The organism is Nonomuraea sp. WAC 01424, assembly GCF_003947315.1.
GTDB lineage: Bacteria > Actinomycetota > Actinomycetes > Streptosporangiales > Streptosporangiaceae > Nonomuraea > Nonomuraea spiralis.
Genome location: NZ_QHHZ01000001.1, coordinates 19872 through 35646 on the forward strand (window position 1 = coordinate 19872; position 15775 = coordinate 35646).

A 15775-nucleotide genomic window follows, 5' to 3' on the forward strand; every position below is an offset into this window, starting at 1 on the left:
GCCTCGAACGAGTCAAGCCCGCGCGCCGGGGGCGGACACGCGGGCCGGTTGACTTCAGAGCAGGTCAGAGCAGTTCAGAGCAGGTCAGTCACATCACCCAGACCTTCCACGACCGTCCTGCCGCAGCCGGTGAACCCGCAGGACATCATGCAGCCGGAGAGCTGGGCTTCCTCGTGGGCGGGAAGCATGTCGAGGGCGGAGATATCGAGTTCCATGCGGCCGACTGTTCACTGCCGGCCTTGTGACTCACCTGTGGCCGCCTGCCCACCCGGCGAGGACGCCGAAGCGCGTTCACAAGCCGGCCACAAGCCACCCGTGACGCCCCGCTGTCCGGCCGTCGGCCGGGAAGAAACTCCGGGGCGGCCGCGAACCAACCGTCGCGCGGCGGCATCCAACAAGATCACAGCTTGGGAAGGGGACCCACGTGATCATCTGCCGGGACCGGCGCCTCCGCAGCGGCGACCACACCACCACCACGAGCAGGCCCACAGCAGGGCGTCCGCCCACGGCCCGGAACGCGCGCGCCACCGTGAGCGCGCCCAGGGCACGATGACCCGCAGGCGCGCCCCGCGCTCCCCACAGCAGATCGACGTGACTCGCCTGCCCGACGACGTCGTGGCGATCATCGACGCCCTTGAGCCCGGCGAGAACGTGATCCTCACCCGGAACGGCGCCTCGATCGCGACGATCTCCAGCACCGTCGCCGTGGTCCAAGGCGCCGTCGTCGATCGCGCCGCGCCGGACGAGACCGAGGACCAGCCACCGGTCGACTACGAGAGCGTGACGGTCGTGGCCACCGCGATGGAGTTGTCGGCCGCGGCCCGGGTCGCCCTGTCGACACAGCTCGGGGCGGACTACGTCGTGCTCGACCTGCACGCGGCGCCCGTGACGGCCGATGTGCTGCTGGTGCCTGCGGGCAGTCCGCAGCTGATCGCGGGGCTCCGGTCGATGTTCCCGAAGGCCCGCGTCGTCGTCACCGAGATCGAGGACCCCGAGCTCGGCGTCCGGTACGACGGCCCGATCCGGCGCCTGCTGGACGCCGGCGCCGACGCGTACCTGCCGCCGGCGACCCTTCCGATCCTGGCCAGGCAGCTCGACCACACCCTGAACCAGGGGCGCGAGCTCACCGGCGGCGGCACGGCGACACCCCTGCAGATCGCACCGGCCGCCGCTCCGGACTGACCATCTGGGGGCCGGTCACCTCCGGCGGTTGCCCGGACGCAGCGGGTACGGCGTGACCTGCAACCTCACCACGCCCTCACGGTCCGGCAGGGCGTTCCACACGAGCCAGTCCTCGCCCACGTCGGCGGCCCCGACAGGCTCGTACGTCAGATGGAACTCCCCCCTCCGGCCGTCGGCGAAGTTGATGTCCGTACTTGCGGGATCGTCGCGGACCCGCTGGTAGACCACCGTCAGGCCGCGCTCGCGGATCTCGGCGAGCAGCTCCCCCACGGGGCGACCCTCCACCGTGACGCCTTCGAGCATCTCGCCGGGGTCGGTCGCCCGGGCCGCCGCCTGATAGGGCTCGCCGGGGGCGGCGGGTCTGCCGAGTTGTGCCCGTACCGGGCCCTTGAAACCGGCGGGGACGCGGAACGTGAGGTGGCAACCCGCCTGGCCGACCCGGCAGCCCTCGGGTTCGAGGCCGCCGCGGAAGTCGCCGGACGGCCGGACTCCCTCGACGAGGACGAGGTCGCCCACCCGCGCGGGCGAGGCCGGTACGAGCTGGATCCCGACGTCCAGGCCCACGGCGCCGAACGCCTCGGTGTACTTCGCGGACTCGGCGAGCGGGTCCTTGATCCTGGCCACCCATTCGCCGTCCTCCTGGGTGACCGCGATGGCCGCGTTGGCGTACGACGTCGCCGCTCCCGGCGGCAGCGCCGACAGGGCCGTCAGCACCACGGCCGCGAGGGCCGCCGTCACCGGCGCGAGCACCAGCAGCCGTACGCGTGCCCGCCGCCTGGGCGGGCGCCGCTCGGGCCGCCAGTCGATGCGGGCGGCCAGTTCGCCGGGGTCGGGCAGCGGGATCTGCGCTCTCATCCGCTCGACCAGCTCGATCTCATGCATCGGCGGTTCCTCCAAGCGCTTGGCGCACCTTCGTACGGGCTCTGTTCAGCCGCGAGCGCACGGTGCCCACGGGGATGTCCAGCACGTCGGCGACCTGCTGGTAACTCAGCTCTCCCCACGCGGTGAGCAGCAGCACGTCGCGGTCGCCCTTGCGCAGAGCGGCCAACGCGGCGGCCAGGCGGGGGCTCTGCGCGGCCGCGCTGACCTGCTCGGCCACCCGGTCGGCGTGGCCGTCCAGCACCGGGTCCACGCCGGTACGCGTCAGCGCGCGCAACATGCGCAGCTCCGAGCGGTAGTGCCGCCTGATCAGGTTGGTGGCGATCCGCCACAACCACGGCCGCACCTCACCCCGTGCGGGGTCGTAACGGGCGCGGGTCCTGAAGGCCAGGTGGAACGTCTCCGCCACGATGTCGTCGGCGAGGTCGCCGCCGAGGCGGCGGGCGGCGTAACGGTGCAGCGGCGGGGCGTGCCTGCGGAACACCTCTTCGAAGCAGTCGGGATCCTCCACCGACCGGGCGACCAGCAGCGCGTCGTCCCGCTCTTCACCGAGCAGGTCAGGTGGTCCCATGGATGTCCAATCGCCGTTTTCGGGGTCACATCGTTTACTAGCCCGATACGGCGTCAGAAGTTCGCAGATTTCGCCGCCTGAACCGCTCAGCCATCGGTCGCCGGACGGGTGCGTACCGGCAGGGCCGTCAGGCCGTGCATGAGCATTCCCTCCCGCCAGGCGAGCCGGTCCGCCGGCACGGCCAGTTCGAGCGCGGGGAAACGTTCCAGCAGTTGCCGGAAGGCGATCTCGCCCTCGACGCGGGCCAGGGGGGCGCCCAGGCAGTAGTGGATGCCGTGACCGAAGGCCACGTGCTGGGCGGGTTTGCGGGTGATGTCGAAACGGTCCGGGTCGTCGTACTGTCCGGCGTCGCGGTTGGCGGACAGGAGGGAGACCAGGATGAGCTGCCCGGCGGGGATGTCCACGCCGCCGATCGTCACGGGCTCGGTGGTGTAGCGGAAGGTGGCGGTGCTGATCGGGCCGTCGTAGCGGAGGAACTCCTCGATGGCGTCGGGCAGCAGCCCGGCCGCGGCCCGGAGGCGGGCCAGCTGGTCGGGGTGGCCGAGCAGCGCGCGCATGCCGTTGCCGATCAGGTGGACCGTCGTCTCGTGCCCGGCGACGAGCAGCAACCAGGACGTGCTCACGAGCTCGACGTCGCTGATCCGGCCGTCCTCGTCGTGAACGTGCACCATGGCGCTGATCAGGTCGTCGGCCGGGTCGGCCCGCTTGGCCGCGCACAGGTCCGTCAGGTACGCCAGCGTCTCCTCCGCCGCCGCCAGCACCGCCTTAGGGTCGCGGGCCGAGCCTTCGATGGTGGTGCTGGACAGGCGGATCATGCGCGGCCAGTCGGGCTCGGGCACGCCGAGCAGCACGCCGATCACCATCGCAGGCAGCGGGACGGCGTAGTCCTTGAGCAGGTCGAACTCGTCCGGCGGCAGGGCGTCGAGGAGGCTCGCGCTGATCTGCTCGATCCGCGGGCGCAGAGCACGGATCCGGCCCGCGGTGAAGGCCTTGACGACGATCCGGCGCAGCCGTGCGTGGTCGGGCGGATCGGAGAACAACATGTTGTCGGGCGCGACGGCCGCGGCTCCCCTGCTGTCACCGCCCTCCAGCTCGTTGGCCTTGAACACCTCGGGATGGTCGGCGAACGCCTTGCTGATCCGGGGGTCGGTCATCGCGGCCCTGACGTCCTCGAACCGGGTGATCAGCCAGACCTTGACCGCCTGGGACGTGGCGGTCCGGGCCACCGGGCTCCGCTGCCGCAGGTGGGCGTACACCTGGTGCGGGTCGCGCAGATAGTTCTGGTCGAAGACGCTGTCGATCATCGTGCTCCTCAGCATCGGCCCGGTGTCGCCTCCATCGTGGTTCCCGTCAGGCCGCTTGCCCATAGGCCCGGAGCGGGCGGTCACTACGGTGGCGGCATGCGAGTATTCGTTTCGATCGACATGGAAGGGGTCGCGGGTGTCGCGACCCTCGACCAGGCCGTGCGCGGCGGCACCGGCTACCCCCGGGCCCAGGAGCTGATGACCGCCGAGGCCGACGCCGCCGTACGGGGTGCCTTCGACGCGGGCGCCGACGAGGTCGTGGTCAACGACAGTCACGGCACCATGGACAACCTCCTGCACGCCGGGCTGGACCCGCGGGCCCAGGTGGTGACCGGCTCGCCCAAGCCGCTGGCCATGATGCAGGGCGTCTCCGAGGGGGACGCGGTCGCGCTGTTCGTCGGCTACCACGCGGCGGCGGGCGAGCAGGGCGTACTGGCGCACAGCTTCTCCGGCACCTTCCGCCAGATCCGCGTGAACGGCAGGCCTGTCGGCGAGTTGGAGGTCAACGCGCTCTACGCGGCGTCGCTCGGCGTACCGGTGGGCCTGGTCACGGGAGACGACCTGGTGTGCGCCGCGGCCTCGAAGACGCTGCCCGGAGTACTGACCGTGCCGGTCAAGCGGGCGGTGGGCTTTCATGCGGCGACCTCTGTGCATCCCTCGGTGGCGACCGAGCGCATCAGGGGCGCCGCCCGCGACGCCGTGTCGGGCCACGCCAGGCTGGAGTGCCCGCCGGTCGAGGACACCCTGCACGTCGAGATCGACTTCACCACACCGCTGGCCTGCGACTACGCCATGTACGTACCCGAGGCGCGACGCGCCGGCGGCCAGGGCCTGGTGCGCGAGGTCGGCAACGCGACGGACCTGATCAGGCTGATCTCCGCCTGCCTCCACCTGTCGGCGCAGGCGACGAGAGAAACGGCCGCGGTGGCGGCAAGGCGCTGACCCCTCAGGGCCAGAAGAACCTCCTACGCCTTCGGCACGATACCGCTGACGCTGGGCCCCGGGGTTCCGGCTCCGAGGTGGCGAAGGGTGCCGGTACGACAGCGGCTTCGTCCCCTCACCGGCCGGCGGGGACCAGCGGGGCCGCGCGGCGGGTCACCGCGGCGGCGCCCGTCCCGGCCAGGACGAAGAGGGCGGCCAGGCCCGCCCAGCCCGGGGTGCCGTGTTCGACGGCGGGGGTGGCGAGGATCGGGGAGAGCATGGAGGCGATCGCGTAACCGGCCTGGCTGAGGCCCTGGTAGGCGCCGGCGCTGCGCTGGTCGGCCAGCTCGAAGGCCATGCCCCAGCCGCCCGCCTCGCCCAGGATCTCCCCCATGGTGTGGGCCGACGCGGCCAGGACGAACAGGACGCAGGCGACGATCACGCTTCCGTAGCCGGCCAGGGCGTACAGGCCGCATGCCGTCGCGAGCAGCCAGGACGCGCGCCTGACCGTACGGCCGGCCGCGCGTACGTCGCCGGTGCCGCGCGAGGCGCGCACCTGGAGCGCGGCCACGAGCACGGTGTTGAGGACGAGCAGCGCGGAGATGATCGCGGTGGGCGCGCCGGTGGTGGCCACCCAGAGCGGCATGCCGACGGTCAGCAGCCCGAACTGCGTGGCCACCACGGCGTTGCACGCCACGCTCGCGAGGTACGTACGGTCCCGCAGCGGCGAAGGCCCGGCAGACGCGGCGCCCTCCCCGGCAGCGCCCTCCCCGGCAGCGCCCTCCCCGGCGGCGGCCGTCCTGGCTGTGGTCATCCTGGCTGTGGTCATCCTGGCTGTGGTCATCTTGTCGGCGAGCTCCGGCACCCGGCGTCCGAGCCCGGCCAGCGGCACGGTGGCCGCCAGCAGCAGGACCCCGGCGACGACCACCGCCACCCGGTACGCCTGCGCGGTGCCGATCAGCAGCGCCGCCGCGGCGGCCAGCGTGCCGAGGCCGATGAAGACGTTCGTGACCACGCGCATCCGGGCCCGGACCTCGACGCGCTCCGGACCGGTGTACCACCGCGCCAGCATCGCCTGCTTCGACGCGGAGCCCGCCGAACGCATGATCACGGCCAGGCAGGCGATCAGCGTGAACGCGACGGCGTCGGAGACGAACGAGTACGCCAGCAGCGCGACCCCGTTGAGCCCGGTCGCCACCGTCTGGACGTGGTGCGCCCCGACCCGGTCGGCCAGCCACCCTCCCGCGTACGAGGCCAGCACCCCGGTGCCGCCCGCGATGCCCAGCCCGAGACCCACCGTCGTCGTGCCGAGCCCGACGACGAGCGTGAAGTACAGCGTGCTGACGGCGTAGAAGACGCCGCTGGAGAGCGCGAACGCCATCGTGCTGACGGTCAGTGAGCGGGCGACGCGGTCCGTCGGAAGAAAGGTCTCGATCACGGGGCCTTTATCCCGCGACGGGGCCTTTAGGGCCAATTGATGTAGCGTATGGCTTCATGCCGGGGCTGATCGAGTACGAGCTCGCGGGGATGGACGTGGCCGACGTCCGCTTCGCCATCTCGCCGCTCAACGAGCTCACGTTGTCGTTGCGCACGTTCCGTGACCCCGGGCGCTATCCCGTGCACCTGCCCTGGCTGCGCCGTACGGAGCGGGCCCGGTCCGCGCTGGACGTGCCCCTGCTGCTGGCGCTCACCAACGACGACATGTGGACGCCGGACTTCCTGAACCCCCGCCCCCACGCCCCGCTCACCCGCATCGACGACGAACTCGCCGCGGTCGCCCGCGTACCCGTGGACCGCATGCTCGACGACCTGCGCGCCGTCCACCCCCGGCTCCCCGAGCCGCTGCGCGGCGACCCGTCGGCCCGCATTCTGGACGCCCTGCGGGAGTACTGGCGCACCTGCTTCGCGCCCTGGTGGCCGAGGATGCGCGCGGTCCTGCAAGCCGACGTGGTCCACCGCGGCCAGGTCATCTCGGCCCACGGGCTGGCCGCGATGTTCGGCGACCTCAGCGATCGCGTCCAGCTGAAGGACGGCGTCGTACGCATGCGGCTGATCAGCGACGCCCGCTACCGGCGCGCCACCAGCGGCGAGGGCCTCACCCTGGTCCCGACCCTCTTCAGCCGGGCCGCGACCGTCCCCATCTCACCGTCCGAGCCCCCTTTGATCATGTACGGCACCCGCGGCGCCGGCACGCTCTGGCAATCGGAGCCCCGCCGCTCCCCCGGGGTGCTCACCGACCTTCTGGGTGCCACCCGGGCGGGCCTGCTCACCATGCTGGAGACGCCCGCCTCGACGACCGAGCTCTCCGGCCGCCTGGGCGTCACCCCCTCGGCCGTCAACCAGCACCTCCGTACCCTCCGCGCCGCCGGCCTCCTCGCCAGCGCCCGCCACGGCCGCTCGGTCCTCTATCTGCGCTCGGAACTCGGCGACGCCCTCGTCACCGGATCAGGGCTCCGGTCCGGCAGCGGACTCGTCCCGGAGCCGGTCCCGGGCGAAGAGCCGGACCAGGTCGTGGAAGTGGTAACGCCCTGACGGCCCCTCCTGGAGCAATCCCAGATCGACGAGCTCGTCGAGCACCCGCCATGCCTCCTCCATCGACGTGTCGCCGACGACGGCGGCGACGGAGGCGTCGAAGTCCTTGCCGGGGACCGACGACAGTCTCCGGAAGACCCGTCGTCCCGCCTCCCCCAGTTGCTCGTAGGAGACGCCGAAGGCGTTGGCGATCCTGAGGTCGCCGGCCCTGAGCTGGTCGAGGCGGCGCTCCTCGCCGGACAGCCGGGCGACGAGGTCGGCGGCGGTCCACCCCGGCCTGCTGACCAGCCGGTTCCCGGCGATGCGCAGGGCCAGCGGCAGGCCGCCGCACAACCTGGCGAGCTCCGCGATCGCCGGTCCGCTCTCCGAGGGGCCGCGCCCGCCCAGGATCCCGGTCAGCAGCAGCACGGCTTCCGCCGGCGGCAGGGGGCCGAGCCTCAACCTGTGGAGGCCGTCCAGTCCGGCCAGCAACCGCCGGCTGGTGGCCAGCACCCTGCTGGGTCCCCCGTCCGTGAGCAGGGGGCGTAACTGGTCCTCCGACCCGGCGTTGTCCAGCACGACCAGCACCCGCCGCTCCCGCAGCAGCGACCGGTACCGCGATGCGCGCGCGGCCACGTCCCGTGGCGCGGAGCGGTCGGCGCCGCGGAACGCGCGAAGCAGCCGCGCCAGGGCGTCACCGGCGCTGACGGGCCGGGCGGACATGCCGTGCAGGTCCAGGAAGTACACGCCGTCGGGAAAGCCGGGCCGCAGGACGTGCGCGGCGCGTACGGCGAGCGTGGTCTTGCCCAGGCCCGCCGGGCCGGTGATGAGGCTCGCCTCGGCCTGGGCGACGCGGCTGGTCCAGGCCAGCTCGGCGGTACGGCCGGTGAAGTCGCCGACGGACCGGGGCAGCTCGCACAGGCCGTTCGAGCGGGTGCCGTGGTCACGCAGGCGGCCTTCCCTGGCCAGCTCGCCGAGCCGCGTGCGGGCGTGGCCGTCGAGTGCGAGCGCGTCAGCCAGGGCGGTGACCGTACGGTGCTGGGGTCCGGTGCTGCGCCCGCGCTCCATGTCGGACAGGGTACGGGCGCTGACCCCCGAGGCCGCCGCGAGCTGTTCGAGGGTCAGCCGGGCCGCGTGCCGGTGGCCGCGCAGCAGCTCCGCGAAACTGGTCAACGCGCGGCCGCCTGGGGATCACGCCCGCCACCGCGCCCCACCAGGCCGGGCTGGACGAGGGAAGGTGTGGTCATGCCAAGCACGCTAGAGCTCAGGGCGGGGGACTCTCTTGAGTCATCTGACTCGGATTCCTGTCCAGCGCGTCGCGCAGCGCCGCCCGGGAGGTGACGCCGAGCTTGGGGAAGACCTGGTACAGGTGGTTGGAGACGGTACGCGGCGACAGGAGCAGCCGCTCGCCGATCTGCCGGTTGGTCAGTCCCGTGGCGGCGAGCGCGGCGATCTCCCACTGCTGGGGGGTCAGCTCGGCCGAGCCCGGCCCGGCGGGGCGGCCGGTGGCGCGTAGTTCGGCGCTCGCCCGTGCCAGCCAGGGCCGGGCGTCGAGGCCGCGGAAGGTGCCGAGCGCCGCCACCAGGTGGACGCGGGCGTCGCCGCCGGTCCGGGTGCGGCGCAGCCGTTCGCCGTACATGAGCTGCAGGCGGGCCCGTTCGAACGGCCAGCGTTCCGCGCCAGGGGTGGCCACGGCCGCCTCGAACAGCCGGTTGTCGCCGGACGCCAGGGCCGCGGTGGCGTCGGCGACCATGGCGAGCCGCGGTGAGACCCCGGCGAGCGGCCGTACGGCGGCGGCGTGGGCGGCCACCGCGGCGTGGCGGCCACTGCGCCAGGCGGCCTCGACCAGGTCGATGACGGTCCACAGCGCATGGGGGACGTACGGCGCCAGCTCGCCTGCCGGGCTGACGGCGGACGCCTGCCGGTGGGCCTCCTCGTAGTCGCCCCTGCCCAGCGCCGCCAGCGCGCCGACCTGCCAGGCGTAGTACTGGATCGCGCGGGCCCGGCGCGGGCCCGCCCATCGTGTCATCCGGTCGGCCAGCGCCGTGGCGGTGCCGTCGTCGCCGCGGGCGGCGGCCAGCATGCCCTTCAGGTAGATTCCCGGCCAGGCCAGCAGCCGGTAGCCGTGCCGGTCGCACAGCGCGAGGCCCTCGTCCACGACCTGCCGGAGCTCGTCCCACTCGCCCGTCAGGAAGGCGTCGTTGCCGAGCAGGAACAGCGCCTCGATCGCCGAGGTGACGGCCCCGCCGTCCCGGCCGTGGTGGACGACCCGCCACAGCGCCTCGCGGCACTGCCCGAGCCGGTCGACGTAGGCGCAGGCGATGCCGACGCGGGAGATGCGCGCCGGGATGATCTCCCGTTCCAGCCCGGAGACGACGGCGTCCAGGCGGTCGAGCGCCGGCGGGGCCAGGCGCGCCGGGTCGGAGAAGGTCCGGCCGAGCAGGTCCAGCAGTTCGGGAGGGCGTGGCGTCAGCCGGTCGATCACCGCGTGGAAGGTCTCCCACAACTCGGCGCGGCCGCCGAAGAAGCACACCATGAGCAGGGTGTACAGGCCCTCGATGAGCGGCTTGTCACGGGCGTCGGCCAGGGTCCCGATCGCGCCCGTCATCAGGCGGTGCGCGCTGTCCACGTCCCCGTCGCCGTTGAGCAGGTGGTACGTGCCCGCGACCGCGGTGGGCAGCGACTCGCCCCGCCGGTCGGCGTGGCGGGCCTGTTCCAGCAGGCGCGGCGCGTCGCGCAGGTCGCCGTTCACGACCGAGCCGAGGTAGGCGGCCTCCCCCAGCCGCCCGGCCCGGCCGATGCCGTCCGGGCTCAGCTCGGCCGCGCGCAGCAGCAGGGTGATGGCGCGTACGCCGTCGCCGCGTAGCAGGTTGGCGTGCGCCGCCGCCTGCAGCAGCGCGGCGACCTCCTCGTCGGGTCCCTCGGCCGCTTCCGCCAGGTGCCAGGCCCGCCGTTCGGGCCGGTCGGCCAGCAGTACGGCCAGCGCCTGGTGCGCGTGGCGGCGCTGTTCGCCCGTGGCCAGCTCCACCACCGCCGAGCCGATCAAGGGGTGGCGGAACAGCAGCCTTCCCTCGATCCGGACCAGACCCACCCGTTCGGCGGGAGCCAGCGCCGCTCTGTCGAGGACGCCCACGTCACCGCCGCCCTCCAGTACGGCCAGCAGAAGCTGGTCGTAGGAGGCGGCCGGCAGGTTCCTGATCCGGGCGGCGAACACGGCCTGGAGGCGACCGCTGAGCGGCAGAACCTGCGGCAGCACACTGGGGGGCGAGTCGCCCAGGGCGACCGGCAGCTCCAGCAGGGCCAGCGGGTTGCCCCTGGCGTCGGCCAGCAGCCGCCGGCAGGCCCGTGGGGCGAGCGCGGGGAATCGGGCGTTCAGCAGGGCGGCGGCGACCGCGGCGGCGAGCGGCCGCAGTTCGTGGCCGGGCAGCCCGCCGTACTCGAAGAAGCCCGCCTCGCCCGAGCGGGACGCGGCGAGCAGCCCGGCGCGGCTGCCGGCGAGGCGGCGCGCCACGAAGCCCAGGACCATGGCGCTGGCACGGTCCACCCAGGCGATGTCGTCGACCACCACCAGCAACGGCCGGGAGGCGGCGGCCTGGCGCAGGAGCAGCAGGGCCGCGTTGGCGACCAGGAGCCGGCCCGGCGGCGCTCCCTCGCCCAGCCCGAGTGCGACGCTGAGCGCTCTCTCGTGTGCCGGGCCCAGGCGCGGCAGGTCGTCGAAGAGCGGGTAGAGGACCTGGTGGAGCCCGGCGAAGCTCACCTCGGCCTCGAACTGGGAGCCCGAGCCGCGCAGCACGCGGTGACCGGCGGCCAGCGCCCGCCCCGCGGCGGCCTCCAGCAGCGCGGACTTGCCCACCCCCGCCTCGCCCAGCAGGACGAACGCGCCGCCTTGGCCGACGGCGTCGGCGATCCTGGCGAGATCCCGTTCACGACCGATCAGCGGACCACCTGTGATCGCAACCACGTACCGACCTTACGCCCGGGTTTCGCCCGGGCCGGCGTGCCGGCCCCCAGGTGGCGTCCGGGATGCCGGAGCCTGCGGAACCGTCAGGTGAGGTCGCGGCAACGCCTGCTCGCCTCGGCGTCCCCGACTTCCTCGTACGCCTCGGCGGCCCGCGCGTACGCGGCGCGGCTCTCGTCGTTCCGGCCCTCCTCGGCCAGCAGGGCCGCCAGCGTCTCCAGGGAACGGGCCTGCTGGGACGGCAGCCTGGCCTGTTCCATGAGCCCGATGGCCTCGGTGAGCTTCAGGACGGCTTCGGCCCGGTGGCCGAGCAGCGCCAGGCATTCGCCGATGCGGGCCAGTGCGATGGTCCGGGTGAACGCCACCACGCCGGGCCTCATCCCCGACCGGTCGTCGTCCAGCAGCTCCCACAGGACGCGGTACTGCTCCAGTGCCTCGGTGTGGCGTCCGGCGTCGCGCAGGCAGGTGCCGAGGGCGCCCAGGCACTGGCTGTAGGAATCGATGTCGCCATCGGCTTTGAACATCTCCGCCGCCCGGGTCTCCGCCTCGACGGCCTCGCCGAGCCGTCCGAGACGGCGGAGCGCGCCTCCGGCGTTGTGGTGGGCCGAGGCCGTCTCGTTCAGCGCGCCTTTTCGCACGGCGAGGTCCAGCGCCCGGGCTGTATACCGCAGCGCGGTCTCCGGGTCGTCGCGCGGGACCAGATGGACCCAGGCGAGCAGGTTCAGCTGGTTGGCCTGCCGGGCCTGGTCGCCCAGGGCGGCGGCGGCCTCGGCGCCGAGGGTGAAGACCTCGCGCCAGTGGGGCGCGTGCATCCAACGGTCGGAGTACCAGTCCAGCGACTCGGCGCAGTCCAGGACCTCCGCGTGCCGGCCCGTGCCCGCCGCGGTGCGCAACGCGCCCATCCAGTTGTCCACGTTCACGCGCAGCCAGCGGTCGGCCTCCTCCGGGGAGGACAGGCCACCGGCCACCTGTCCGTCGGCGGCCTGTCCGTCGGCGGACTCGAACCACCTCCCGGCGGCGGTGGCCGTCCGCAGCAGCCATGACGTCACCGCCTCGGTGAACGCCTCCCGGCCCGCCACCGTGTCCTCCTGCCGGAGGCGGTCGTCGGCGAACAGGCGGACCAGGTCGTGGAAGCGGTAGCGGCTTCCCGCGCTGTCCTGGAGCAGGCCGAGATCGACCAGCTCGTCCAGCACGTCCCAGGCGTCCTCTATGCCGACCCCGCCCACGACGGCGGCGAGCGTGGCGTCGAAGTCCCGTCCGGGGATGAGGGACAGCCGCCGGAAGACCTGCCGCGAGGAGGGGGTGAGCTGCTCGTACGACATGGCGAACGCGTTGGCGATCCGCAGGTTGCCGGCCTTGAGCTGTTCCAGGCGTTCTTGCTCGTTCCCGAGGCGGGCGGCGAGCTCGGCGGCCTTCCAGCCGGGCCTGCTGACCAGCCGGTTGCCGATGATGCGCAGCGCGAGCGGCAGGCCGCCGCACAGCTCGACGAGCCTGGAGATCGCCGTACCGTCGTCGGAGGCGTCGCGTCCTTTCAGGATCCCGGTCAGCAGTTCGGTGCCCTCCAGCAGGGGCAGCGGGCCGAGGCTGAGCCTGCGTACGCCCTCCAGCCCGGCGAGCAGCCGGCGGCTCGTCACCAGCACGCGGCCCACGCCGTCGCCGGGCAGCAACGGCCGCACCTGTCCCTCGGAGGCCGCGTTGTCGAGCACGACGAGCACGCGCCGCTCCCGCAGCAACGACCGGTACAGGGACGCGCGCCCGGCGACGTCGGCGGGGATCTTCTGCTCGACGACGCCGAGGGCGCGCAGCAGCAGCGCCAGGGCCTCCGCCGCGGGCACGGGGTGGGACGACATGCCGAACAGGTTGAGGAACAACACGCCGCCGGGGAAGTCCGGCCGCAGATCGTGCGCGGCGCGAACGGCGAACGTCGTCTTGCCCAGTCCGGCGGCTCCGGTGATGAGTCCCACGCCCGCGGCGCCGGGCGCCTGCCGGGGACGGACCAGTTCGGCGGTCCAGGTCAGCTCGGCGGCCCTGCCGGTGAAGTCGTCGACCGGCGAGGGCAGCTCGCACAGGCCCCGGGCCGGGTGGTCGCGCGGACCGGCCGGACGGGTCCAGTGGTCGCGCAGGCGGCCTTCGCGAGCCAGTTCGAGGAACCGGTCGCGGTCGTCGCCCGTGAGATCGAGAGCGTCGGCCAGTGCGGTGACGGTTCGATGCTGGGGTCCTGTGCTCCGGCCTCGTTCCATGTCCGACAGCGTCCGGTCGCTGACCCCGGAGGCCTCGGCGAGTTGTTCCAGGGTCATCCGGGCGGCGCGCCGGTGGCTGCGCAGCACCTCTGCGAAGCTGGCCGGAGCGACCATGCGAGTCACCCTCTCTCACCCCGAATGATCATTCATCGTAAGGAATCCGGCGTGGATTGCCCATCGCCGGGCGGACACACTGGGAGCCGTCCGCCGGTCGTCGCGGCTTCGGCTGGTCGTAGCGAGGTCGCCGGTCAGCCGGCGGCCTGGGCCGCGGGCCTGGTGAGGCACGTGGTCAGGCCGCCGACTCCGTGAGGCGCGTGGTCAGGCCGCGGCCTGGCGGATCAGCTGGGCGACGGCGGCGGGCTGGGAGACGTAGACCGCGTGACTGCCGATGACCTCGACCACGGTCGCGCCCGCCCGTTCGGCCATCGCGCGCTGCGCCGGGGGCGGGATCATGCGGTCCTCGGTGGCCACCAGGTACCAGGCGGGCTTGTGCCGCCAGGCGGGTTCGGTGACCGTGCCGCCGAGCGCGTCCACGCCCCAGGGCACCTGCGAGTCGGCCATGAACGCCGCCGCCCGGTCCGGCAGGTCCGCGGCGAACGCGCCGTGGAACTTGTCCCGGTCGAGGAACAGGAACCCCTCCACGGGCGGCAGGATCGGCGGCACCGGGGCGCCGGGCGGCGGGTCGGCGATGATCGAGCTGACCGACTCGCCCTTGTCCGGCGCGAACGCGGCGATGTAGGCGAGCGCGGCGACGTTGGGGTGTGTGCCCGACTCGCTGATGACGACGCCGCCGTAGGAGTGGCCGACCAGTACGGCGGGCCCGTCCAGGGCGTCGAGGGCGCGGCGGGTCACCGCGACGTCGTCCTCCAGCGACAACGTCGGATTCTGCACCACGTGGACGCGGAAGCCGTCCCTGGTCAGCTCGTCGTAGACGCCCTGCCAGCCGGATCCGTCCACGAAGCCACCGTGCACGAGCACGATGTTCCTGATGGTGGTCATGGTCACTCCCGACCTGGATGGACAGGCCCGGCGCCTGTCCCCGTACGCCCGATCCAAGTGGCGGACGTGACTTCAGGCCACGCAGAACAGCACGCAGAAGTGTCCGCCGGGACCGCGGCCCAGGCGGTCCCCCGTCGCGGGAACGGCCCGGCCCGTGCTCGGGCGGTCGATCGTGACGGCGTACGTCACGGCTTGGCCGGCCGCCTGGCCGTGATGGCGGCGAGCTCGCGTACGGCCTGGGCGACCGCGTGGGAGTCGTTGCGCAGGATCTTGCTGTGGTTGCTCGCGACCTTCGCGCTGATCTTGACGTTCGGGTTGCGGGCGAGCACCGGGTCGAGCACGGTCCGTCCCTGTTCCATCTCCCCCTTCTCGCTCCCGAGGCTGTCACCCGTGGCCAGGACGAACCGCACCGGGCAGGTCAGGCGTTCGAGGACCGGCACGCCGGCGGCGGCCAGGGCGGTGAGTTCGATGTTGACCTCGGCGTGCTGGCCGGCACTCATCCGCGCGGCCAGGCCCAGCCGGGCGGCGATCGGGAAGAAGAACCGCATGCGGCGGAACAGCTTGCGGATCCGCTCCGCGCCGGCCTCGCCGGTGAGACCGACCGGAAAGGCGTCGACCGTGACCAGGCCGGCGACACGGTCCGGATGCCGGTCGGCCCAGTGCCACCCCAGCACCCCGCCGTAGGACCAGCCCACCAGGATCGGCCGGTCCACCCCTCTCGCCTTGAGCACCTCGTCGAGGTCACGGACGCACGCCTCGAACGAGTAGTCCGCCGAGCGCTTCGACTTGCCGCGGGCGCGCTCGTCGTAGGTGATGTGCCGGTAGTCGCCGCCGAGGTCGGCGATGACGCGCCGCCAGTGTGACCGGTCGGCGTAGGCGCCGTTGAGGTAGACGACAGGGATGCCGGGGCCGCCGGTGTCGGTCAGGGCCAGCGCCGTGTCGTCGACCGGCAGCATGCCGGTCCACTTCGTATTGGTCATGGTTTCCTCGCCTCTGTCTTTCGGCGTCTTTCGGCGTCTTCCGGGCATGGAGGAGAACCTCTCCGTGCCGGATGGTGCCGGAGGGGGAATTCGCGGTGAGCGCGCCGTACGCACGCTTGAGGGCGATGTCGCTGGTGGTCTCGCGAGGTCGGGGGCGGATTCACGAGGACCGAGACGGGCGAGGACGTCATCCGTCCCGTGGCGCCCGGCTGCACGGGCGCTGGACGAGC

General features: G+C 73.1%; 13 protein-coding genes. 3 read left to right on the plus strand and 10 right to left on the minus strand.

Annotated features, from left to right (window positions below):
• Nucleotides 1–74 precede the first annotated feature (74 nt).
• Nucleotides 75–215, minus strand: coding sequence for an ALQxL family class IV lanthipeptide (locus DMB42_RS52885; protein ID WP_185844384.1), 141 nt, complete (start codon nucleotides 213–215; stop codon nucleotides 75–77).
• A 376-nt stretch (nucleotides 216–591) separates the two neighbouring features.
• On the opposite strand from DMB42_RS52885, the gene DMB42_RS00060 reads away from it, so the two are divergent.
• On the plus strand, nucleotides 592–1182 hold the full coding sequence (locus tag DMB42_RS00060) for a hypothetical protein (RefSeq protein ID WP_260477401.1): 591 nt from the start codon (nucleotides 592–594) through the stop codon (nucleotides 1180–1182).
• Nucleotides 1183–1197: 15 nt separating this feature from the next.
• Here DMB42_RS00060 and DMB42_RS00065 read toward each other — a convergent pair whose 3' ends face one another.
• The 3 genes from DMB42_RS00065 to DMB42_RS00075 all read right to left on the minus strand — a co-directional run bounded on the left by DMB42_RS00065 (nucleotide 1198) and on the right by DMB42_RS00075 (nucleotide 3936).
• Nucleotides 1198–2064 carry a hypothetical protein gene (locus DMB42_RS00065; RefSeq protein ID WP_125629369.1) on the minus strand — a complete coding sequence of 289 codons (867 nt, stop codon included), beginning with the start codon at nucleotides 2062–2064 and terminating at the stop codon, nucleotides 1198–1200.
• Nucleotides 2057–2632, minus strand: a complete 576-nt coding sequence (locus DMB42_RS00070; RefSeq protein ID WP_125629371.1) for an RNA polymerase sigma factor — start codon at nucleotides 2630–2632, stop codon at nucleotides 2057–2059. Before DMB42_RS00070 ends, DMB42_RS00065 begins: the two co-directional genes overlap by 8 nt.
• 86 nt (nucleotides 2633–2718) lie before the next feature.
• Nucleotides 2719–3936, minus strand: coding sequence for a cytochrome P450 (locus DMB42_RS00075; protein WP_125629373.1), 1218 nt, complete (start codon nucleotides 3934–3936; stop codon nucleotides 2719–2721).
• A gap of 96 nt (nucleotides 3937–4032) precedes the next feature.
• Here DMB42_RS00075 and DMB42_RS00080 point away from each other — a divergent pair, with 96 nt between their 5' ends.
• Nucleotides 4033–4878 (plus strand): M55 family metallopeptidase, encoded by an 846-nt coding sequence (locus DMB42_RS00080; RefSeq protein WP_125629375.1) that lies wholly within the window; start codon nucleotides 4033–4035, stop codon nucleotides 4876–4878.
• Between the two features lie 115 nt (nucleotides 4879–4993).
• Here the strand turns inward: DMB42_RS00080 and DMB42_RS00085 are convergent, their stop codons facing one another.
• A complete protein-coding gene (locus DMB42_RS00085; protein ID WP_125629377.1) occupies nucleotides 4994–6295 on the minus strand; it encodes an MFS transporter in 1302 nt (433 codons plus the stop codon).
• A 56-nt stretch (nucleotides 6296–6351) separates the two neighbouring features.
• On the opposite strand from DMB42_RS00085, the gene DMB42_RS00090 reads away from it, so the two are divergent.
• Nucleotides 6352–7389 carry a DUF5937 family protein gene (locus DMB42_RS00090; RefSeq protein WP_221761929.1) on the plus strand — a complete coding sequence of 346 codons (1038 nt, stop codon included), beginning with the start codon at nucleotides 6352–6354 and terminating at the stop codon, nucleotides 7387–7389.
• On the opposite strand, the gene DMB42_RS00095 is transcribed toward DMB42_RS00090, so the two are convergent.
• From DMB42_RS00095 to DMB42_RS00115, 5 genes are all read right to left on the minus strand, one after another.
• Nucleotides 7303–8541, minus strand: coding sequence for an XRE family transcriptional regulator (locus DMB42_RS00095; RefSeq protein WP_125629379.1), 1239 nt, complete (start codon nucleotides 8539–8541; stop codon nucleotides 7303–7305). The two genes, DMB42_RS00090 and DMB42_RS00095, sit on opposite strands and share 87 nt — an antisense overlap.
• Nucleotides 8542–8632: 91 nt before the next feature.
• Complete coding sequence (locus tag DMB42_RS00100; protein ID WP_221761930.1) at nucleotides 8633–11329, minus strand: AAA family ATPase; 2697 nt, start codon at nucleotides 11327–11329, stop codon at nucleotides 8633–8635.
• An 83-nt stretch (nucleotides 11330–11412) separates the two neighbouring features.
• Complete coding sequence (locus DMB42_RS00105; RefSeq protein WP_125629381.1) at nucleotides 11413–13680, minus strand: helix-turn-helix domain-containing protein; 2268 nt, start codon at nucleotides 13678–13680, stop codon at nucleotides 11413–11415.
• Nucleotides 13681–13884: 204 nt separating this feature from the next.
• Nucleotides 13885–14565 (minus strand): alpha/beta fold hydrolase, encoded by a 681-nt coding sequence (locus DMB42_RS00110; protein ID WP_125629383.1) that lies wholly within the window; start codon nucleotides 14563–14565, stop codon nucleotides 13885–13887.
• A 185-nt stretch (nucleotides 14566–14750) separates the two neighbouring features.
• On the minus strand, nucleotides 14751–15545 hold the full coding sequence (locus DMB42_RS00115; RefSeq protein ID WP_125629385.1) for an alpha/beta fold hydrolase: 795 nt from the start codon (nucleotides 15543–15545) through the stop codon (nucleotides 14751–14753).
• Nucleotides 15546–15775: the final 230 nt, after the last annotated feature.

What these genes read in the sequence shown, in the direction of transcription:
- DMB42_RS00080 (WP_125629375.1), top strand. Translation starts at nt 4,033, where the DNA reads ATGCGAGTATTCGTTTCGATCGACATGGAAGGGGTCGCGGGTGTCGCG.
- DMB42_RS52885 (WP_185844384.1), bottom strand. Translation starts at nt 215, where the DNA reads ATGGAACTCGATATCTCCGCCCTCGACATGCTTCCCGCCCACGAGGAA.
- DMB42_RS00105 (WP_125629381.1), bottom strand. Translation starts at nt 13,680, where the DNA reads ATGGTCGCTCCGGCCAGCTTCGCAGAGGTGCTGCGCAGCCACCGGCGC.
- DMB42_RS00090 (WP_221761929.1), top strand. Translation starts at nt 6,352, where the DNA reads ATGCCGGGGCTGATCGAGTACGAGCTCGCGGGGATGGACGTGGCCGAC.
- DMB42_RS00110 (WP_125629383.1), bottom strand. Translation starts at nt 14,565, where the DNA reads ATGACCACCATCAGGAACATCGTGCTCGTGCACGGTGGCTTCGTGGAC.
- DMB42_RS00115 (WP_125629385.1), bottom strand. Translation starts at nt 15,545, where the DNA reads ATGACCAATACGAAGTGGACCGGCATGCTGCCGGTCGACGACACGGCG.
- DMB42_RS00075 (WP_125629373.1), bottom strand. Translation starts at nt 3,936, where the DNA reads ATGATCGACAGCGTCTTCGACCAGAACTATCTGCGCGACCCGCACCAG.
- DMB42_RS00065 (WP_125629369.1), bottom strand. Translation starts at nt 2,064, where the DNA reads ATGCATGAGATCGAGCTGGTCGAGCGGATGAGAGCGCAGATCCCGCTG.
- DMB42_RS00070 (WP_125629371.1), bottom strand. Translation starts at nt 2,632, where the DNA reads ATGGGACCACCTGACCTGCTCGGTGAAGAGCGGGACGACGCGCTGCTG.